General features: G+C 68.4%; 13 protein-coding genes. 5 read left to right on the top strand and 8 right to left on the bottom strand.

The genetic code is table 11. The annotated features are described in order from the left end of the window. Positions 1 to 6: 6 nt before the first annotated feature. Positions 7 to 2,424, top strand: coding sequence for a phenylalanine--tRNA ligase subunit beta (pheT, locus tag KDK82_RS12680; RefSeq protein ID WP_088165085.1), 2,418 nt, complete (start codon positions 7 to 9; stop codon positions 2,422 to 2,424). A 296-nt stretch (positions 2,425 to 2,720) separates the two neighbouring features. Here pheT and KDK82_RS12675 read toward each other — a convergent pair whose 3' ends face one another. Continuing rightward, a complete protein-coding gene (locus tag KDK82_RS12675) occupies positions 2,721 to 3,122 on the bottom strand; it encodes a hypothetical protein (protein WP_088165084.1) in 402 nt (133 codons plus the stop codon). A gap of 488 nt (positions 3,123 to 3,610) precedes the next feature. Then, positions 3,611 to 4,546 (bottom strand): LysR family transcriptional regulator, encoded by a 936-nt coding sequence (locus KDK82_RS12670; protein ID WP_088165083.1) that lies wholly within the window; start codon positions 4,544 to 4,546, stop codon positions 3,611 to 3,613. 132 nt (positions 4,547 to 4,678) lie between these two features. On the opposite strand from KDK82_RS12670, the gene KDK82_RS12665 reads away from it, so the two are divergent. From KDK82_RS12665 to KDK82_RS12655, 3 genes are all read left to right on the top strand, one after another. Beyond that, positions 4,679 to 5,635: an alpha/beta fold hydrolase gene (locus tag KDK82_RS12665; protein WP_088165082.1), complete on the top strand. Its 957-nt coding sequence runs from the start codon at positions 4,679 to 4,681 to the stop codon at positions 5,633 to 5,635. A gap of 46 nt (positions 5,636 to 5,681) precedes the next feature. Beyond that, entirely contained in the window at positions 5,682 to 6,686 is a 1,005-nt protein-coding gene (locus tag KDK82_RS12660) for a tripartite tricarboxylate transporter substrate binding protein BugE (RefSeq protein ID WP_013802855.1), read from the top strand. Between the two features lie 163 nt (positions 6,687 to 6,849). After that, positions 6,850 to 7,764: a LysR family transcriptional regulator gene (locus tag KDK82_RS12655; RefSeq protein WP_088165081.1), complete on the top strand. Its 915-nt coding sequence runs from the start codon at positions 6,850 to 6,852 to the stop codon at positions 7,762 to 7,764. A gap of 35 nt (positions 7,765 to 7,799) precedes the next feature. Here the strand turns inward: KDK82_RS12655 and KDK82_RS12650 are convergent, their stop codons facing one another. From KDK82_RS12650 to KDK82_RS12625, 6 genes are all read right to left on the bottom strand, one after another. Further along, a complete protein-coding gene (locus tag KDK82_RS12650; protein ID WP_088165080.1) occupies positions 7,800 to 8,777 on the bottom strand; it encodes a tripartite tricarboxylate transporter substrate binding protein in 978 nt (325 codons plus the stop codon). A 33-nt stretch (positions 8,778 to 8,810) separates the two neighbouring features. Next, positions 8,811 to 10,316 (bottom strand): acyl-CoA synthetase, encoded by a 1,506-nt coding sequence (locus KDK82_RS12645; RefSeq protein WP_088165079.1) that lies wholly within the window; start codon positions 10,314 to 10,316, stop codon positions 8,811 to 8,813. Beyond that, positions 10,313 to 11,218: an SDR family oxidoreductase gene (locus KDK82_RS12640; RefSeq protein ID WP_043822631.1), complete on the bottom strand. Its 906-nt coding sequence runs from the start codon at positions 11,216 to 11,218 to the stop codon at positions 10,313 to 10,315. Before KDK82_RS12640 ends, KDK82_RS12645 begins: the two co-directional genes overlap by 4 nt. A 468-nt stretch (positions 11,219 to 11,686) precedes the next feature. Further along, the gene (locus KDK82_RS12635) at positions 11,687 to 13,147 is read right to left on the bottom strand and encodes a cytochrome c (protein ID WP_088165512.1); all 1,461 of its coding nucleotides are present in this window, start codon (positions 13,145 to 13,147) and stop codon (positions 11,687 to 11,689) included. A gap of 5 nt (positions 13,148 to 13,152) precedes the next feature. Then, complete coding sequence (locus KDK82_RS12630; RefSeq protein WP_088165078.1) at positions 13,153 to 13,740, bottom strand: (2Fe-2S)-binding protein; 588 nt, start codon at positions 13,738 to 13,740, stop codon at positions 13,153 to 13,155. Beyond that, positions 13,737 to 16,658 (bottom strand): xanthine dehydrogenase family protein molybdopterin-binding subunit, encoded by a 2,922-nt coding sequence (locus KDK82_RS12625; RefSeq protein ID WP_088165077.1) that lies wholly within the window; start codon positions 16,656 to 16,658, stop codon positions 13,737 to 13,739. The genes KDK82_RS12630 and KDK82_RS12625 overlap by 4 nt, the downstream gene beginning before the upstream one ends. Positions 16,659 to 17,090: 432 nt before the next feature. On the opposite strand from KDK82_RS12625, the gene KDK82_RS12620 reads away from it, so the two are divergent. Then, complete coding sequence (locus tag KDK82_RS12620; protein ID WP_012205010.1) at positions 17,091 to 18,137, top strand: methionine ABC transporter ATP-binding protein; 1,047 nt, start codon at positions 17,091 to 17,093, stop codon at positions 18,135 to 18,137. Position 18,138 lies beyond the last annotated feature (1 nt).

The raw sequence follows: 18,138 nt of genomic DNA, 5'->3' as shown, positions 1-18,138 counted from the left end.
CTGATCATGCAATTTCCCGAATCCTGGCTGCGTACGCTGGTCAATCCTCCGATCGCAACCGACGAACTCGCGCACCGGCTCACCATGGCCGGCCTGGAAGTCGAAGACACCGTGCCGGCCACGCCCGCATTCACGGGCGTCGTGGTGGGGCACATTGTCGAGATCGCCCCGCACCCTGAGGCCGACAAGCTGCGCGTCTGCCAAGTGGACGATGGCTCCGGCACGCTGCTACAGATCGTGTGCGGCGCACCCAACGCGGCCGCGGGCCTGAAGGTGCCGCTGGCCCGCGTCGGCGCGGAACTGCCTGGCGGCATGAAGATCGGCGTGGCCAAGATGCGCGGCGTGCAATCGTCGGGCATGCTGTGCTCGGCGCGCGAACTGGGCCTGTCGCAAGACCACGCAGGCCTGCTGGAACTGCCGGCCGAGATGACGCCAGGCCAGTCGATCCGCGAAGCGCTGGACCTGGACGACACGCTCTTCACGCTGAAGATGACGCCCAACCGCGCCGACTGCCTGTCGATCCTGGGCGTGGCGCGTGAGGTCGCCGCGCTGACCGGCGCGCCGCTGTCGATGCCGACCGCCAAGGCCGTGCCCGTGACGCTGGACGAGCGCCTGCCCGTCAAGGTTGAGGCGCCCGACCTGTGCGGCCGCTTTGGTGGCCGCGTGATCCGTGGCGTGAACGCCCGTGCGCAGACCCCGGAGTGGATGAAGACGCGCCTGGAGCGCGCCGGCCAGCGTTCGGTGTCGGCGCTGGTCGACATCTCCAACTACGCCATGCTGGAACTGGGCCGCCCCTCGCACGTGTTCGACCTGGACAAGATCCACGGCGACCTGTCGGTGCGTTGGGCCCGTGAAGGCGAGACGCTCGAGCTACTGAACGGCCAGACCGTCACGCTGGATTCGAAGGTCGGCGTCGTGGTGGCGGGCGATCAGGTCGAAAGCCTGGCCGGCATCATGGGCGGCGAGGCCACCTCGGTTACGCTCGATACGCAGAACATCTACCTGGAAGCCGCGTTCTGGTGGCCGAAATCGCTGGCCGGCCGCGCGCGCCGCTTCAAGTTCAGCTCCGAGGCCAGCCACCGCGGCGAGCGCGGCGTGGACTTCGCCACGATCCCGCAGCACATCGAATTCATCACGCGCCTGATCGTCGACATCTGCGGCGGCCAGGCCGGTCCGCTGGACGACCAGATCGTCAATCTGCCCAAGCGCGAGCCGGTCCGCATGCGCCTGGCGCGTTGCCATCGCGTGCTGGGCGTGCCCGTCACGCCGGCCGAAGTCGCCAAGATCTTCGGCAGCCTGGGCCTGGAATTCACGCTCGAAAGCAATGACTTCATCGTCACGCCGCCGTCGTACCGCTTCGACCTCGTGATCGAGGAAGACCTGATCGAGGAAGTGGCCCGCATCTACGGCTTCGAGAACATCCCCACGGTGCCGCCGATGGCGCGCGCCAAGATGTTCTCGCAGCCCGAAGTGCGCCGTGGCCCGCACGCACTGCGCCGCCTGGCCGCCGCGCGGGACTACCAGGAAGTCGTCAACTACAGCTTCGTCGAAGCCGCATGGGAACGCGACTACGCCGGCAACGACACGCCGGTCAAGCTGGTCAACCCGATCGCCAGCCACCTGTCCGTGATGCGTTCGAGCCTGATCCCCGGCCTGGTGGCGAACATCCGCCACAACGCCAATCGCAAGCAGACGCGCGTGCGTCTGTTTGAACTGGGCCGCGTGTTCGCGCGTGACGCCGCCGCCCAGGACGGTCCGCTGGAAGTGGCCGGCGTGCGCCAGCCGCTCAAGGTGGCCGGCGCCGCTTGGGGCCCGTCCGTGGAAGAGCAGTGGGGCGCGCCCGCGCGCCAGGTTGATTTCTACGACGTGAAGATGGATGTCGAGGCGCTGTTCGGGACCCGCGGCGCCCGCCTGCGCTTCGAAGCCGCCACTCATCCCGCGTTGCATCCGGGTCGCAGCGCCCGCGTCACGCTGGATGGCAAGCAGGTTGGCTGGATCGGTGAGCTGCACCCGCGCTGGGCGCAGCAGGCCGACCTGGCGCACGCGCCGGTGGTGTTCGAGCTGGACGTGGACGCCCTGTCTGAAGGCGAGCTGCCGCAGGTGCGCGAGCTGTCGCGCCAGCCGGTGGTGGTGCGCGACCTGGCCCTGTGGGTCGATGCGCCCGTGACCGCGCAATCCATGCTGGACACGGTGGCGGCGACTGTCAAGGCCGATCCGCAGCTGGCCGTGGTGCAGGACATGCGCCTATTCGATGTATGGCGCGGCAACTATCGAGGCAGCGAGCCCCCCAGCGAGAAAAGTCTTGCTTTCCGTTTCTGGCTACAGGATAGAGAAAGAACGCTGGACGAAGTGCGCGTGGCGGACTACTTAGTGCGCATTAAGGACGCCTTGATGGCTGCGCATGGGGTGCGTCAGCGTACTTGAGCCTAGAGGTGGGATGCTGCTGGTTTCGATGCCACCTCTGAACGAACGCTACGGGTCGACATGAGCCAACCGAGCTTCGTCCTTCGAACTGGTGCACAGCGAATCGATCAATCGACTGGCGGCTTGCAAGGATGAAGCGGTCGTCCACGGCTGGAAGCGTTCAACGGCTGGTGGTGGTCACGTTCACTCGCGCACTGCCCTGTGAATGGCGCAGATCAGCCTGAAGCTGCCGCTCAGAAGTTTGCCGTGGCCAGCCGCTCTTGGCCGTAACCCGCTCCCCCCCACCGTCAAAACCCTTACCCAAACAACCCCCCCTCATCCAACAACTCAAACGCCACCTCCGGCGTCCTCTCCATCCCCCGCCGAATCGCCGCAGGAATCGCCTGCCGTGTCTTGCTGCACAACCCGCGCATGGGCAAGACCTCTATCTGGATGCCGCGCACTGTACGCACTTCGCTGGCGCCGGGCTCGATGCGCACGCGGATGCCGAGCTGCTCATACATGCGCTGCTCCACATGGCGCAGGTCCTGCAGGCTGGTGATCTGTTCGAGCCGCAGCAGCAGGCGTTTTTCCTCTTCCTTGGTGAGGCGCAGGATGCGCTGGTCGGCCATGGAGTCGGTGAGCAGGGCGTCGTGCTCGCAGATGCAGGCGCCCGGAGGGCAGGGGACTCGGATCGGAATCTGAACGGGAAAGCTCATCGATGCCCAAGGAAGATCCGCCCCGGCTGGGGCGGTGCAGGCCATGCTAGTTCAAGGCTGCGGCGGGGCCAAGGGGAAAGTCCTGGGCGCGCCCGCTGCCTGCGCTTGCTGCCTCTTCCCCTCCCGTATGTCCGCGCCTGCGTCGTGGCGGTTGCGGGGTTGCAAGCCTGCCGAAGGACAGGCTTGCTTCGTCATCTGACTCGCCGTGATGTTTGAGTGAAGCGCGCAGCGCGCAACGAGTTTCACGGCGAACCCCGCAGCCGTCACGACGCAGGTGGCCCCGCAGCGCAGCGAAGGGGTCGCGGACATTCGGGTCGCCTTCTTTGATCTGACCTTTCTTGGCGAATCAAGAAAGGGCAGTCGGCTGCCGGGCCGAGACTCGGCCTCGAAAAGCAATCGCCCGGCAGGGTGAACAAGTGCGCGCGGCGTTCAAATTTACAGACGTTCAGAGCCGCAACAGCGAAGCCGCATGGGTTGGCCCGCCCGCCTCACGACTTCTGACTCCTCCCATAAAGATTCTCCAACCCCGCCCACACCCTGCGCGTGAGCGGCTTGCTCTGCGCCGCAGGCCGGCGGTAGAGCCGTACGTTGATGGGCACGTCCTTGTCGGGCCCGGCCGCGCGGGCCAGGCGGCCCTCGGTCAGGTCGGTCTTGACCAGGGTGAGCGGCAGCCAGGCCAGGCCCAGGCCCTGGTGGACCATGGCGTGCAGGGAGTCGGCGAGGTCGGCCTCGTAGACGGTGCGCAGGCGCGTGGTGTCGCACAGCTCGTGCAGGTGGCTGCGCAGGATCTTGCCCAGGGACATGCTTTGCGCGTAGTCCAGGTAGGGCACCAGCGGGCCGCCGCCGTGGGCGGGCAGGGCGTATTTGGGCAATTGGGGGACCAGGGGGATGCTGACGGGGATCAGCGTGTCCTGGCCCACGGGCAGCCAGGCCAGGTGGTGGCCCTGCAGGCTGCCTTCGATGGCGGGCTGGGCGTGGCACATGAGCAGGTCCACCTTGCCTTGCAGCAGCATTTCCACGCCGTAGTCCAGGCTGGTGGTGACCACTTTCCAGCACAGCTGGGGCATGGCCTGGTTGAGGGCGGTGATGATGCTCGGCAGGACGGTGTGCGACAGCGTGCGGCCGGCCGCGATGGTGATGGTCTCGTCGCGCGTGCGGTGGGGGCGCTGCAGCAGGCCATGGGTCTGCTCCAGGATGCCCAGCACTTCATGGGCCGAGGCCAGCAGCGTCTTGCCGGCGGCCGTGAGCGTGGTGGATTGGTGGCCGCGCTCGACCAGGGGCGTGCCCGCCCATTCCTCCAGCGCGCGGATGCGGCGGCCAAAGGCCGGGTGGGTGATGTGGCGGCGCTCGGCGGCCTTGTAGAGGCTGCCGGTGTCGGCCAGGGCCTGCAGGTCCTGCAGCAGTTTGAGGTTGAGTTCGTGCATGGGTAGGGTGGGTGCAGGGCTGTGCTGATCCGGCACAGCCCCGCCGCAATCGGCACAGCACCAAGGCGGGGCATGCCTAGCATGGCGGCATGCGAGAGAAGCCCTGTTATGCCTGAAGTTTGCCTCAGGAAGATGCAAAGCCATTTCATTGGCGGTGCGCAGCGCACGGTGCGGGATCTGCCGATCCAGCACAGGGAAGTGGTGCGCAATGGTGGCGAGCGGCCGCTGGACATGAATGGCAGCTATGCCGTTGGCCAGATGTACGCCATGGAGTACCGGCTTGCGCGTCCGCGCAGCCCTCTGCCCGTGCTGCTGTGGCATGGCGGCGGCATGACCGGGGCGCAGTGGGAGTCCACGCCCGATGGGCGCCAGGGCTGGCTGTGGCGCCTGCTGGAGGCCGGCCACGACGTGGTGGTCTGCGATGCCGTGGAGCGTGGCCGCGCGGGCTGGGCGATGTTCCCCGAGATCTATGCCGAGGCGCCCGTGTTCCGCAGTGCCGAGGAGGCGTGGCAGCTGTTTCGCATAGGCCATGCGACGCCTTCAGGTGTGGACCTTGGCCTGGGCGAGCCTTTCGCGGGACAGCGTTTTCCGCATGAGCATTTCTGTGCCCTGGTGCGGCAGATGGTGCCGCGCTGGCTGGGGCATGAGGCCATGGCCATGGCGGCCTATGACGCGCTTCTGGAGCAGTTCGGCCCCTGCGTGGTGATGGGCCACAGCCAGGGCGGTGGCTTTGCCGCGCATGCGGCCAGCCGCAAGCCGCACCTGGTGCGCGCCGTGGTGGGCGTGGAGCCTACGGGCATGCCGGTGGTGCAAGAAGGGCAGCAGGGGGCGGATGCTTTCACGCCTGCCTCGGCCATCCCGCACCTGGCGGTGTGGGGCGACCATTTCGCGCACAGCCCGCAGTGGCAGAAGTACCGCGCGCAGACCGATGTGTATTGGCAGCTGCTGCGCCGCCTGGGCGGCCGCGCCGAGGTGCTGGACCTGCCGGCCGCAGGCATCACCGGCAATTCGCATTTCTGCATGCTGGACACCAATGGCGACGAGGTGCTGGGCCGGGTGCTGGCCTGGCTGGAGCGCCTGGGCCGGTGACTGGAGAGTGCTGGTCCCGAAGAATTTCAACGAGGAGAAAAATCCTATGCAACGCCGCAATTTCATGATCCGCAGCCTGTCTGCAACCACGGCGGCCCTGGCCCTGGGCGCCCTGGCGCCCGCGCAGTCGGCCCTGGCGGCCGATGCAGGCTGGCCCACGGCCGAGCCCATCCGCCTGATCGTGCCGTTTCCGCCCGGCGGCACGGCCGATGTGGTGAACCGCCTGTTCGCGCAGCAGTTGGGCAAGGTGCTGGGCGCCTCGGTGATCGTGGAGAACAAGGCCGGTGCCGGTGGCTCGCTGGGCACGCGCTTCGTGGCCGACGCCAAGCCGGACGGCTATACGCTGCTGGGCGCCACGTCCAGCACGCACGGCACGAATCCGGCCGTCTACACCAAGCTGCCCTATGACGCGGTGAAGGATTTCACGCCCATCACCCAGGTGATCACGGTGCCGGGCGTGCTCAGCGTGCATCCCTCGGTCAAGGCGGCGAATCTGAAGGAGCTGATCGCGCTGGCCAAGGCGCAGCCGGGCCATCTGTCGTATGCGTCCTCGGGCGCGGGCGGTCTGGGCCATCTGGCCATGGAGCTGTTCAAGGCCAAGGCGGGCGTGCAGATCATGCATGTGCCCTACCGTGGCGCGGGCCCGGCCTTCACCGATCTGATCGGCGGCCAGGTGTCCATGCTGTGGGAGCCGCTGCCGGCTTCGCTGCCGCACATCAAGTCCGGCAAGATCCGCCCGCTGGCCGTGGCCACGGCCCAGCGCAGCAGCGAGCTGCCCGATGTGCCGACCTTTGCCGAGTCCGGCGTGCCCGGCTACGCCGTGCAGGCCTGGAACGGCCTGCTGGCGCCCAAGGGCCTGCCCAAGGACATCCGCGACAAGCTGCACAAGGCCAGCGTGCAGGCCCTGGCCGATCCGCAACTGCGCCAGCGCCTGGCGGAGCTGGGCGGCACGGTGGTGGCCAATACGCCGGAGCAGTTCGGCGCGGTGATCCTCAAGGATGTGACGACCTGGAAGCAGGTGGCCGCTTCGTCGCAGATCAGCCTGGACTGATGCGGCGGGCACCGGGGAAAGCCCTGTGTCCCGGCGCCCACGGGTGGCGGGGCCAGGCGTGGTGACGGTGCCATAGTCCGGGGGTGGCGGTCCGGGCGCGTTGCCTGCAGCCGCGCACAAGGCCGCACACAAGGCGGGCCGCCTGACCTGCCGCTCTCAAGCCATGGACATCAACCTCATCCGCAATTTCGTAGAGATCGTGGACGCGCGCAGCCTCAGCGCTGCGGCGCGCAAGCGCGACATCACGCGCTCCAAGGTAAGCAAGGAGCTCAAGGCGCTGGAGACGGCGCTGGGCGTGACCCTGCTGCACCGCACGACGCGCAGCTTTTTGCTGACGGCGGCGGGCGAGGTGCTGTACGAGCATGGGCGCAGCATCATCCAGGAGGTGGAGGCGGCGCAGGGCGCCATCGACGCGCTGCAGCATGTGGTGACCGGCTCGGTGCGGCTGAGCATTCCCACGGGCCTGGGCGAGCTGTACCTGGCCGACATGCTGCTGGCCTTCCAGAAGCGGCACCCGCAGGTGCGCATCCGCGTGCTGTTCTCCAACCGGGTGAGCGATCCCATGAGCGCCCAGGTGGATGTGGCCGTGCGCGTGGCGCGCGACGTGCAGGAGCACCTGGTGGCGCGCGACCTGGGGCCGGTGGGCTTTGGCCTGTATGCCAGCAGCGCCTATGTCAAGGCGCGGCCGTTCCACGACCCCGCCGAGATTCCCCACGGCGTGCTGCTGACGCCGCCCGGCGACGGCAAGACCTATGCCGTCTCGGTGAAAAAGGGGCAGCAGGAGATTGCGCTCAAGTGCGAGCCCTGCATCACCAGCGAGCATTTCCCCTTCCTCAAGCAGTCCATGCTCCGTGGAAGCGGCGTGGCTACCTTGCCCAACTACATGGTGATGGACGAGCTGCGATCGGGCGCGGTGCAGCGCGTGTGCCCGGACTGGACGGTGTCCGGCCTGGGCGACAGGCTGTACATCATCACGGCCGAGGACCGGCGGCCCTCGCATGCCGTCAAGGTGATGACCGAGTTCCTCAGGGCCAGCCTGCTGCGCTTCGTGGAGCAGGCCGAGGTGTCCGGCCCTTAGGTCCTTAGGCCCTTAGTTCATCACCTTTTCGGTCTTCAGTTCTCCAGCGCAATCGCGTTGTCCGCGATCACCTTGCGCCACATCTGGCCGTCAGCGGCCAGGAAGTCGTCGAGCTGGGCCTGGGTCTGGGGCTTCCTGGCGGCCAGGGTCTGGTTGCCCAGGGCACTGGCGAACTCGGGGTTGAGCATGACCTTGTTGACGGCGGCCTGCAGGGTGTTGCGCGCGTCCGCTGGCGTGCCTGCGGGCACGGCAATGCCGAACCAGGTGGAGGCCCTGAAGCCGGGCACGCCCGATTCGGCAATGGTGGGCGTCTGCGGCAGGAACTGCGAGCGCTCCGGCCCGGTGGTGGCAATGGCCACCAGCTTGCCGGCCTTGATGTGGGGCAGGGAGGTGCCGGCCACGTCCACCATGAGCTGGGTGTCGTTGGCCATGAGGGCGGTGAGGGCCGGGGCGCTGCCGTTGAAGGGGATGTGGGTGGCGGCCACGTCCAGGCGGGACTTGATCAGCTCGGTGGTCAGCTGCAGCGGGTTGCCCAGGCCGACCGAGCTGTAGTTGAGCTTGCCCGCGTGGGCCTTGGAGTAGGCCTTGAGGTCGGCCACGTTTTTGATGCCGGTCTGGCTGTTGGTGACCAGCACCAGCGGGGCCTCGGCCAGGATGTTGGTGAGCTTCAGCTCCCGGTCGGGGTTGTAGCTCAGCTTCTTGTAGAGCAGGGGGTTGAGCACCATGCTGGCATTGCTGGCCAGCAGCAGGGTGTAGCCGTCGGCCGGCGAGCGCGCCACGGCCGAGGCGGCAATCATGGTGTTGGCGCCCGGCCGGTTCTCCACGACCACGGACTGCTTGAGCTCCGTGGACAGGTGCGTGGCCAGGGTGCGGGCCAGCACGTCGACCGAGCCGCCCGGCGCATACGGGGCGATGAGCTTGATGGGCTTGCTGGGGTAGTCGGACTGGGCGAACCCGGGGGCTGCGGCTGCGGTGGCCGCAGCGGCAAGCAGCAATGTAATGGCCTTGTTCATGCGTTGTCTCCTTCTCTTTCGGTGTTGGCGGGTTCAGATCTTGCGCTGCGTCGCGCCCCAGTGGGCGTCGCGCAGCTTTCTTTTGGCGATCTTTCCGTTGTCGTCGCGGGGCAGGCGCTGGAAGACGAAGCTGCGCGGCAGCTTGTAGGCCGCCAGCCGGCCGCGCAGCCATTCTTTCAGTTCCGCCTCGGGCAGTGTGCCTGACTGGCCGGGCTCGACCAGGGCCAGCAGCCGTTCGCCGTACTCGGCATCGGGCACGCCGATGACGGCGCAGTCTGCTATGCCGGGGTGCCTGAGCAGCTCGTTCTCTATCTCGGCCGGGTAGATGTTCACGCCGCCGGAGATCACCATGTCCGAGTCGCGGTCGCAGACGTAGAGAAAGCCTTCCTCGTCCAGGTAGCCCATGTCGCCCAGGGTGATCAGGCCGCCCTGATCCATCTTGCGGCGGGCCTCTTCGTTGCCCTTGTAGGTGAAGTCGGCATAGGCGGGCTGGCGCACGTAGATCAGGCCGACCTCGCCCGTGGGCAGGGCCTGGCCCTGCCTGTCGAGGATGCGGACTTCGGCGTCCTGCAGCGGCAGGCCCGCGCTGCCCGGGTGGGTGAGGGCGTCGGCCGAGCCGATGAAGGTGACCAGGCCCGACTCGCTGGAGGCATAGGTCTCGTTGATGATGGGCCCCATCCACTCGATCATGGCCTTCTTGACCTCGGGCGCGCAGGGCGAGCCGGTGGAGGCGATGAAGCGCAGCGAGGAGATGTCGTAGCGCTCGCGCACCTCGCGCGGCAGCCGGAGCAGGCGCACGTACATGATGGGCACCATGTAGGCCGTGTCGATGCGGTGCTCCTGCACCAGTTGCAGGAAGCGCTCGGGGTCGAAGCGCGGCTCCAGCACCACCAGCTCGCTGAGCATGAGCGCGTTCTGGAAGTACAGGCTGGGCGCGCTGTGGTAGATGGGCGCGGTCAGCAGGGTGCGCGCGCCGGGCTGCAGGCCGTAGGCGGTGGCGATCAGCGCCTGGTTCACGGCCAGGCGCCGGGGCAGTTCTTCCACGGGAAACGCCTTGCGCAGCACGCCCTTGGGGCGGCCCGTGGTGCCAGATGTATAGGCCATGTGGCCGCGCGGCGCGACCAGCGGGCCGTCGTAGGGTGCCTGGGCGGCCAGCCAGGTTTCGTAGTCCTGCTCCGGCTCGCGTGCGTGGGCGACGCGCCGGGGCAGGTCCGCATAGAGTTCGCCCTTGAGGCCGTCGAGCAGGTCCTGGCTGGTGATGAGGGCGCGGGCGCCGCTGTCGGCCAGGATGTAGTCGATCTCCGTGGCCGTGAAATGCCAGTTGATGGGGCAGTAGTAGATGCCCGCAATGCGGCAGGCATGGACCACGTCGGCGTATTCGATGCCGTTGCGAAGGAAGACGGCCAGCACGTCGCCTTCGGCCAGGCCCAGGCTGCGCAGGCCCTGGGCCAGCTGGCGGCCGCGCTGCTGCTGGGTGGCGCCGGCCAGCGTGCGCTGTTCGAAGACCAGGGTGGAATGGGGCGTGGCGGCGGTGCTCATGTGGGCGTGGCCTCCTGCTCCCCATCGTTGACGTTGGGCTGGTTGGCGGCCTTGGCCATCTGCCGGGCGCGCGCCCAGTCGGCATCGTCCCAGGCCTGGTATTCGGTGAAGTAGGCGCCGTTGGCCAGGGCGTCGCCGCCGTCCAGCGTGATGGTCTGGCCGTTGAGCCAGGTGTTGCCCGGGGCCAGGATGAAGGCGGCCATGTTGCCGATGTCCTCGCCCGTGCCCAGGCGGCGCGTGGGGTTGTCCAGGCGGCGGCGGTCGGCCGAGTCCTCGTTGCCGTCGATCCTGGGGCGCAGGCGCTGGCTGGCTCCCTGGGTGGGAATCACGCCCGGTGCAATCGCGTTGAACCGTATGCGCTTGGGACCCCATTCCACGGCCAGCGATTTGGTCATGGCGTCCAGCCCGGCCTTGGACATGGCCGAGGGCACGACGAAGGGCGAACCCGTGTCCACCCAGGTGACGACGATGGACAGCACCGAGCCCGGCAGCCCTTCGGCGATCCAGCGGCGGCCCACGGCCTGGGTGACGTAGAAGGTGCCCCGGAAGACGATGTCCGATATGGCATGGAAGCCGTTGATGCTCAGGTCCTCGGTGCGGCTGACGAAGTTGCCGGCCGCGTTGTTGACCAGGCCCGTCAGCGGGCCGTGTTCGGCCCAGATGCGGTCGATGACGGTGTGCACGGCCTCGGGCTGGCGAATGTCGAGTTCATGTGCAAAGGCCTGCGCGCCCGTGTCGTTGTTCAGCATCTCGCAGGCCTGCTGCACCACGGAGCGCCGCCGGCCGCACAGGTGCAGCTCGGCACCCAGTTCCGCCAGCTTGGCGGCCATGGCCAGGCCCAGCCCCGTGCCGCCCCCGGTGATCAGGACGCGCTGGCCCTGGAATAGATTGGCTTCGAACATGCTTGTCTCCTTTTGCTTTCACTCTAGGGAGACAGGGGCGGCTGGCAAAGGACGGTGGTGGAACGCGGTTGGTTCCGTGGTGGAAACAATGGGCTTGTGTTTTGGGGCTGTGACCGCGGCTTGTCAGCGAGTGCAGGGGGGCTCATTTCCCCCTGCCGGGTGGTTGTTTTTCGAGGCCGGGTCTCGGCCCGGCAGCCGACTGCCCTTTCTTGATTCGCCAAGAAAGGTCAGGTCAAAGAAGGCGACCCGGATGTCTGCGACCCCTTCGCTTCGCTGCGGGGCAACCTGCGTCGTGGCGGTTGCGGGGTTCGCTGCGGAACTCGCTGCGTTCACTGCGTGAACTTCGCTCAGACAACCGCAGCGAGTCAGTTGACGAAGCAGTCCTGTCCTTCGGCAGGACTGCAACCCCGCAACCGCCACGCCGCAGGCGCAGGCATACGGGTTGGGCTCCGTAGAACAGCCGGTGTTTCACGGCGCAGCCTTGTGCCCGGCCTTTCCAGCTGCGCTGCGCAGGTCTGCCACCTGGGCGGCCGTCACGTCGGCGGGCTGGCCGCCCAGGGTGGCGCGGGTGTAGTTGGCCAGGGCGGCGACTTCGCCATCGGTCAGTTCCTGCATGAAGCCGGGCATGCCGGGCAGGGGCGTGGGGCCCTGCTGGGTGGCCGGGTGCTTGGGCAGGCCGACGAGGATGGCCAGCACCAGGTTGCGGGCGTCGGCCTGGCGCACGGTGCTGTTGCCCTTGAGCGGGGGCATGGTGAGGCTGCGGCCCAGGCCCTCGCTGCCGTGGCAGCTGGCGCACAGCGCCATGTAGTGGCCCCGGCCCGCGTCCAGCGTGCCCGCGCCATTGCCGGCGCCATTGCCCGCGCTGTTGCCGGTGCCGGAATCCGGGGGCGCGGCGGCCGGCAGGGGCTGGGGCGCGGGCGGGTTGTCGCCCAGCAGGAAGGTGGACAGCGCCGTCATGTCCTCGGCCGTGAGGTACCGGGTGCTGTTGGCGATGACCTCGTGCATTTCATCGAAGGCGCTGCCGTGGGCCGAAAAGCCCGTCTGCAGGAACTGGGCCATGCCCTCGCGCGTCCAGCCGCGTGCGGCCAGGGCTTCGGCGGTGATGCCGGGGGCCGTGAACAGCGACAGCGTGCCGCCCTGCAGCCAGCGGTCTTTCTGCATCTGGCCGAACATGCCGCGCGGCGTGTGGCATTCGGCGCAGTGGCCCATGACATTGCCCAGGTACTGCCCGCGCAGCCAGGCCGGGCTCTGGCCCTGCGAGCCCACGGGCAGCGGCGCGCTGGACAGGAACAGCGTCTTCCAGCCGAACATCAGCACGCGCAGGTTGAAGGGGAAAGGCAGGGCGGGCTTGGTGTTGGGCTGGGCCACGGGCCGGATGTTCATCAGGTAGCCGTAGATCAGGTCCGAGTCTTCGCGGCTCATCAGGTGGTAGGAGGCATAGGGCATGGCCGGGTAGAGCTGGCGCCCGCCCGGCGCCGTGCCGCGGGTGACGGCGGCGTGGAATTCCTCGGCCGTCCAGCGGCCTATGCCGTGGTCGGGGTCGGGGGTGATGTTGGTGCCGTAGAGGGTGCCGAAGGGCGTGGGCAGGGGCTTGCCGCCCGCAAAGGGCTGGCCTTCCCGGGCGCCACCTATGCCACCCACCCCGTCATGGCAGGCCATGCAGTCGGCGGCGCGCGCCAGGTACAGGCCCTGGGCCAGCTGCTGGGGGCTGCGGTGCACGGCCTGCGGCTCGCGCTGCGGCACATGGGGCCGGTTGCCCCAGACGGCGGCAATGGCAAACAGCACGGCCAGCAGCAGGAGGATGAGCAGCAGCCCGCGCCAGCGGCGCCTGGGCCTGCGCGGTGGCGGGGGGCGGGCACCGCTGTAGTCGGCAGGTGGCGCGGCGGTGGCGGCGGTGGGGGCGGCTGCGCTGGGGTCGGCGGCGGACATGGCGCTCATCCTTTCAAGGTCAGCCCGGGCGTGTTCAGGACCAGGTCCTTCACGGCCGCGTAGTAGCGCACATAGCCGGTGCAACGGCACAGGTGGGGCTGCAGCGCCTCGCCCACGACCTGTTCCACATCGGCCGCGCGGATGGGCGCCTTGGCCAGGCGCTCGACCAGCACCGTGGCCGCGATGACGAAGCCCGGCGTGCAGTAGCCGCACTGGAAGCTGAAATGCTCCAGGTACTTCTGCTGCACGGGGCTGATGGCGATGACCTTGCGCGGCTGGCCCGAGGCGCCGGGCGAGGGCGGGGGGGCGGTGTCCGCGCCGGCCGGGTCGGCAATGCCTTCGATGGTGCGGACCTTGCGGCCCTGGAAGTAGTGGGCGCTGGTGATGCAGGTGCGCATCTCGCGGCTGCCCTCGGGACCGTCCACGATGATGGTGCAGGCCCGGCATTCGCCGATGCCGCAGCCCAGGCGCGAGCCGGTGAGGTTCAGGTATTCGTGCAGGAAGTCGATCATGGGCATGCCTTCGGGCACGTCCATGGGGCCGACGCTCTGGCCGTTGACGGTCAGCGACAAGGGGCGCGGGACAAGGCTCATGGTGCGAGTGCCTCCCTGATCTTTTGCGGGGTCACGGGCAGGTCGTGGAAGCGCTTGCCTATGGCGTGGTGCAGTCCGTTGACGATGGCGGCGACGATGGGAATCATCACCACCTCGGCAATGCCCTTGGGCGGATCGGTGTCCGACAGCGGTGCCAGCAGCTCGGCCGTCTGCTTCCAGACCGCCACCTCGCTGCCGCGCGGCAGGTGGTAGCGGTGGAAGTTCCAGTTGCCGTCGCCGGGGCCGCCCTCGTACAGCGGCATGGTTTCGTACAGCGCATGGCCTATGCCCATGGCGATGCCGCCTTCGAGCTGGCCGTGCACCAGCTCGGGCACGATGGGCCGCCCGCACTCCATGATGGAGTGGTGGGCCAGCAGCTCGACCGCGCCCGTGCCCGTGTCCACCGCCAGTTCGACCAGGGCCGCATTGGCGCTGTAGTAGGTGACGCCCGCGTTGTTGCGCTGCATGGGCGGATAGAACAGGTTGCGCCGCGCAATCATGCGGTAGCCGGCGGCGCTGCGCCGCGCGGTGACAGAGGCCTCGACGGGTGTGGCCGCCTGCGGCGTGTCGGTGGTGTCAGGGGCCGGCGTGACGGCGCCGGCATCGGGCGCGCTGCCCAGGCGCACGGCCAGCGCGTCCAGCGGCCGGCGCGCGCTGGTGCCCAGGATGTCGAAGTCGGCCTCGGCCCATTGCCAGCGGTTGAAGGTATGGCCCACGGCGCCCGTGACCAGCTGCATGGCATGGGCCTTCTGGGCCAGGGCCTGCAGGGACAGCGGCTGCATGCCGTTGGCCGTGAGCATGCCGTTGACCCAGCGCGCGTCCTCGCGGCGCACCACGTAGGGCGCCTTCTGGCCGCCGCCCGTGCCCTGGCTCCAAATGGCGACGGCGGCCGACCACAGGCCGTGCTCGAAGACCACGCGCGCCGTCTCGCTGGTGGCGTGGCTGTAGTAGTAGGCCGAGTTGCTGGCGCTGGCCGGCGAGGCGTAGACCGGCGTCCACAGCGGCCGGGTGGCGAAGCGGTCCTGGTCGGCCTGGGGCATGGTGTAGTTGTCGCCCTCGGCCTTGAGCGGCAGCTCCGGCCAGTCCAGGCAGGCGGTCTGCAGCTCGTCGGCGGGCTTGCCGAACCATTGCACGCACAGCTGGGCCTGCGAGGTGCCCATGCCCGTGCCGATCTCGGTGCCCGAGTGGTGCAGCAGCACGCGGCCCTGGGGCGTTATCTCGATGCGGGCGAAGGCCGCCTCGCCGCCCGTGCCGAAGTCCTTTTGCACGCAGGCAAAGCCCACGCCGTAGCGCTGGCCCGGGTGGCTGGCCTCGTAGGCGGTCTTGCGCTTGGCGCGCTCGGTCCACAGCGGATGGCGGCGGGCGCGCTCCAGCACCTCGTCGGCGCGCAGGGCACCGGCGGCAATGGCGCCCTGGGTGTTCTTGGCGCCCGAGGTCAGCACGTTGCGCAGGCGCAGCTCGATGGGGTCGATCTGCAGCAGTTCGGCGATTTCGTCCACCATCATCTCGGTGGCCGCCATGCTCTGCAGCGTGCCGTAGCCGCGTGCCGAGCCCGCGTCCAGCGCGCGGCTGGCAAGAGCCACGGCGGTGATGTCGTTCTTGGGAAAGTAGTAGATGGACTGCGCCGCCGTGCCGCCGACCATGGCGACCGAGGGCGAGAAGTTGGCCCGGCCGCCGCCATTGGCCGTCATGTTGGCCACCAGGCTCTGGAAGAGGCCGGTCTTCCTGTCGATGGCCATGGTGTAGTCGATCTCGAAGGCATGGCGCTTGAGCGAGGACTGGAACTGCTCGAACCGGTCATTGGCCAGGCGCACGGGCTTGCCGTCCGCATACAGCGCGCAGACCAGGCCGTAGTAGGGCATGGGCGCGTGGTCCTTGGAGCCGTATCCCACCGTGTAGCAGGGGTGGACGAAGAGGTTCTTGAGCGGGAACCTGCTGGCCTGCACCATCTGCGCTGCCCATTCGGCCACCTCGTGCGGCGACTGCGTGGCCAGCACCATGTGCAGGCTTTGCGTGGCCGCGTCATACCAGCAGTTGGCGTTGTCGGGTTCCAGCGCGGCTGTGTCCACCGATTGCGTGGCGTAGTGGCGCTGCAGCACCAGCCAGTCGGCGGGCGGCGTGGCCAGCTCCTGGGCGATCTGCTCGGCCGCGCGCAGGCCGCGCGCCGTGACCGCGTCGGCCTTGGAGATCTGCGGCCAGACCAGCGGCTTGCGTTCGGCGGGGAACAGCGGGGCATCGCGCAGGCTGGAGAACACGTCGTCGTCAAAGGCCGTGGCGCCGCCCTGGCGCACATAGCGGAACACGCCCCAGGGCGGACGGTCCAGCGCGCCCGTGATGCGGCCGTAGCGGATGACGCCAGCCGTGGCCTGCAGCCTTTCCTTGGCAAAGCGAAAGCGCGCGAAGTCGTGGTAGATGAGGATGGCCACGGCCTGGCCAAGGTAGGCGGGGGTCTTGCCTGCGGGCAGCAGCATGTCCTCGCCATAGAACTCGGGAAAGGCCAGGCCATCGCGCGCCAGGTCCTCGGCGGTGACCACGCGGTCGGGCGCCAGTTCGCCGTCCAGGGAAGACAGGTCCATGCCGTCGAACAGCCGGTCGGCCAGCGTGGTGCGCACGATGAAGGCATGGGATTGCTGCTGGGGCCAGTGCGGCATGTCGCGTGCGCGGATGTCGCGGGCGAAGACCTTGGCGCCCATGACCTTGGAGCGGCCATCGAGCCGCATGCGCGGCAGCTGGGTGGCCGGCTCGCGGGCCACGCTGCCCAGGACGCGGTCTTCAAAGAGGGCTGCATAGGCCTGGCTGGCCAGCGGCGCCACCCAGACGCTGACGCCTGCGATGCTGGCGGCCTGCAGAAAGCCGCGCCGCGACAAGGGAGCCGCGCCGGCCTGGCTGCCGGCGCCGGAGTGTTGTTCTGGGCGCATGGCGCTCTTCTCCTGTGGGGTTGAGCCCACTGTAGGAGGGCGCATGCCGCGCGGCCTGTCAGCAAAGGCTGCTTCTGGCGTCAGCGCGGCGGCAGCGGCGGGTGCTTGCCATCGTCAAAAGCAGGAGCGGGACAGGGCCGCCAGGCCGCGACGGCAGCGTGCCGGCCGCACTGTCAATCAGACGCCGGCGCAAGAAGGGCCTTGCCGCAGTGCTCCGTGGCGCCGCGCATAGCCCGGCAGGGCCAGGGCGTGTCCACATTCAGGCATAGTTGAGGGTTGTGCAGAAAGTAGTGAAGTCCCGGCCATAATCGGAGCTTCTTATTACTTAATTTTTTATAGTTTGCGTTTTTATACGCGCAACCTATATTTGCTCCCACTTCCCAACAATGCGCAGCGGCGTCCCCAGGCCGTCCTGCGCCGCGGCGTTTTTTCATGATCGAGATTCGGGATCTTTCCCTGACCTACAAGGGCCCCACCGGGCCCGTCCATGCCTTGCGGGGCATCAACCTGCAGATCGAGTCGGGCGAGGTGTTCGGCATCATCGGCCGCAGCGGCGCGGGCAAAAGCTCGCTGGTGCGCTGCCTGAACCTGCTCAACCGCCCGACCTCGGGCCAGGTGCTGGTGGGCGGCCGTGACCTGATGCAGCTGAGCGATGCCGAGCTGCGCACGGCGCGCCGCGACATCGGCATGGTGTTCCAGCATTTCAACCTGCTGTCCTCGCGCACGGTGTTCGACAACGCCGCCCTGCCGCTGGAGATGGCGGGCATGTCGGCCGACGACATCAAGAAGCGCGTGGACCCGCTGCTGGACCTGGTGGGGCTGAGCGCGCTGCGCGACCGCTATCCGGCGCAGATCTCGGGCGGGCAAAAGCAGCGCGTGGGCATTGCGCGCGCGCTGGCCAGCCACCCCAAGGTGCTGCTGTCGGATGAAGCCACATCGGCCCTGGACCCCGAGACCACGCGCTCCATCCTGGACCTGCTGCGCAAGGTCAACCGCGAGCTGGGCCTGACCGTGGTGCTGATCACGCACCAGATGCAGGTGATCAAGCAGATCGCCGACCGCGTGGCCGTGATCGACGGCGGCGAGATTGCCGAGCTGGGTCCCGTGATCGACGTGTTCACGCGACCGCAGCAGGCCATCACGCGCAGCCTGATCGACGAGATCGTTCCCCAGCAACTGCCCGAGTCGGTGGCCGTGCGCGTGAATGCGCTGGCCGCCCAGCTGGCGCCGGGCCAGCAAGGCCGGCTGCTGCGCCTGTCGTATGCGGGCGAGAGCGCCTACCAGCCCATCCTGTCGCACCTGATCCGCGAGCTGGGGCTGGACCTGTCCATCCTGCATGGCCAGATCGACGAGATCCAGGAGCAGACCTTCGGCTCGCTGGCTGTCTTCGCCAGCGGCGACGCGGCAAAGATCGATGCCGCCGTGGACCATCTGCGCGCCACCGGCGTGCAGGTGCAGATCGTTTCCACCAGGGATTGAG

This window comes from Delftia sp. K82 (assembly GCF_002193035.1).
Lineage (GTDB): Bacteria > Pseudomonadota > Gammaproteobacteria > Burkholderiales > Burkholderiaceae_C > Comamonas > Comamonas acidovorans.
The sequence above is the reverse complement of the archived record's forward strand: the minus strand, read 5'-3'. Positions and strand labels throughout refer to the sequence as shown.

What these genes read in the sequence shown, in the direction of transcription:
- pheT (WP_088165085.1), top strand. Translation starts at nt 7, where the DNA reads ATGCAATTTCCCGAATCCTGGCTGCGTACGCTGGTCAATCCTCCGATC.
- KDK82_RS12675 (WP_088165084.1), bottom strand. Translation starts at nt 3,122, where the DNA reads ATGAGCTTTCCCGTTCAGATTCCGATCCGAGTCCCCTGCCCTCCGGGC.
- KDK82_RS12670 (WP_088165083.1), bottom strand. Translation starts at nt 4,546, where the DNA reads ATGCACGAACTCAACCTCAAACTGCTGCAGGACCTGCAGGCCCTGGCC.
- KDK82_RS12665 (WP_088165082.1), top strand. Translation starts at nt 4,679, where the DNA reads ATGCAAAGCCATTTCATTGGCGGTGCGCAGCGCACGGTGCGGGATCTG.
- KDK82_RS12660 (WP_013802855.1), top strand. Translation starts at nt 5,682, where the DNA reads ATGCAACGCCGCAATTTCATGATCCGCAGCCTGTCTGCAACCACGGCG.
- KDK82_RS12655 (WP_088165081.1), top strand. Translation starts at nt 6,850, where the DNA reads ATGGACATCAACCTCATCCGCAATTTCGTAGAGATCGTGGACGCGCGC.
- KDK82_RS12650 (WP_088165080.1), bottom strand. Translation starts at nt 8,777, where the DNA reads ATGAACAAGGCCATTACATTGCTGCTTGCCGCTGCGGCCACCGCAGCC.
- KDK82_RS12645 (WP_088165079.1), bottom strand. Translation starts at nt 10,316, where the DNA reads ATGAGCACCGCCGCCACGCCCCATTCCACCCTGGTCTTCGAACAGCGC.
- KDK82_RS12640 (WP_043822631.1), bottom strand. Translation starts at nt 11,218, where the DNA reads ATGTTCGAAGCCAATCTATTCCAGGGCCAGCGCGTCCTGATCACCGGG.
- KDK82_RS12635 (WP_088165512.1), bottom strand. Translation starts at nt 13,147, where the DNA reads ATGTCCGCCGCCGACCCCAGCGCAGCCGCCCCCACCGCCGCCACCGCC.
- KDK82_RS12630 (WP_088165078.1), bottom strand. Translation starts at nt 13,740, where the DNA reads ATGAGCCTTGTCCCGCGCCCCTTGTCGCTGACCGTCAACGGCCAGAGC.
- KDK82_RS12625 (WP_088165077.1), bottom strand. Translation starts at nt 16,658, where the DNA reads ATGCGCCCAGAACAACACTCCGGCGCCGGCAGCCAGGCCGGCGCGGCT.
- KDK82_RS12620 (WP_012205010.1), top strand. Translation starts at nt 17,091, where the DNA reads ATGATCGAGATTCGGGATCTTTCCCTGACCTACAAGGGCCCCACCGGG.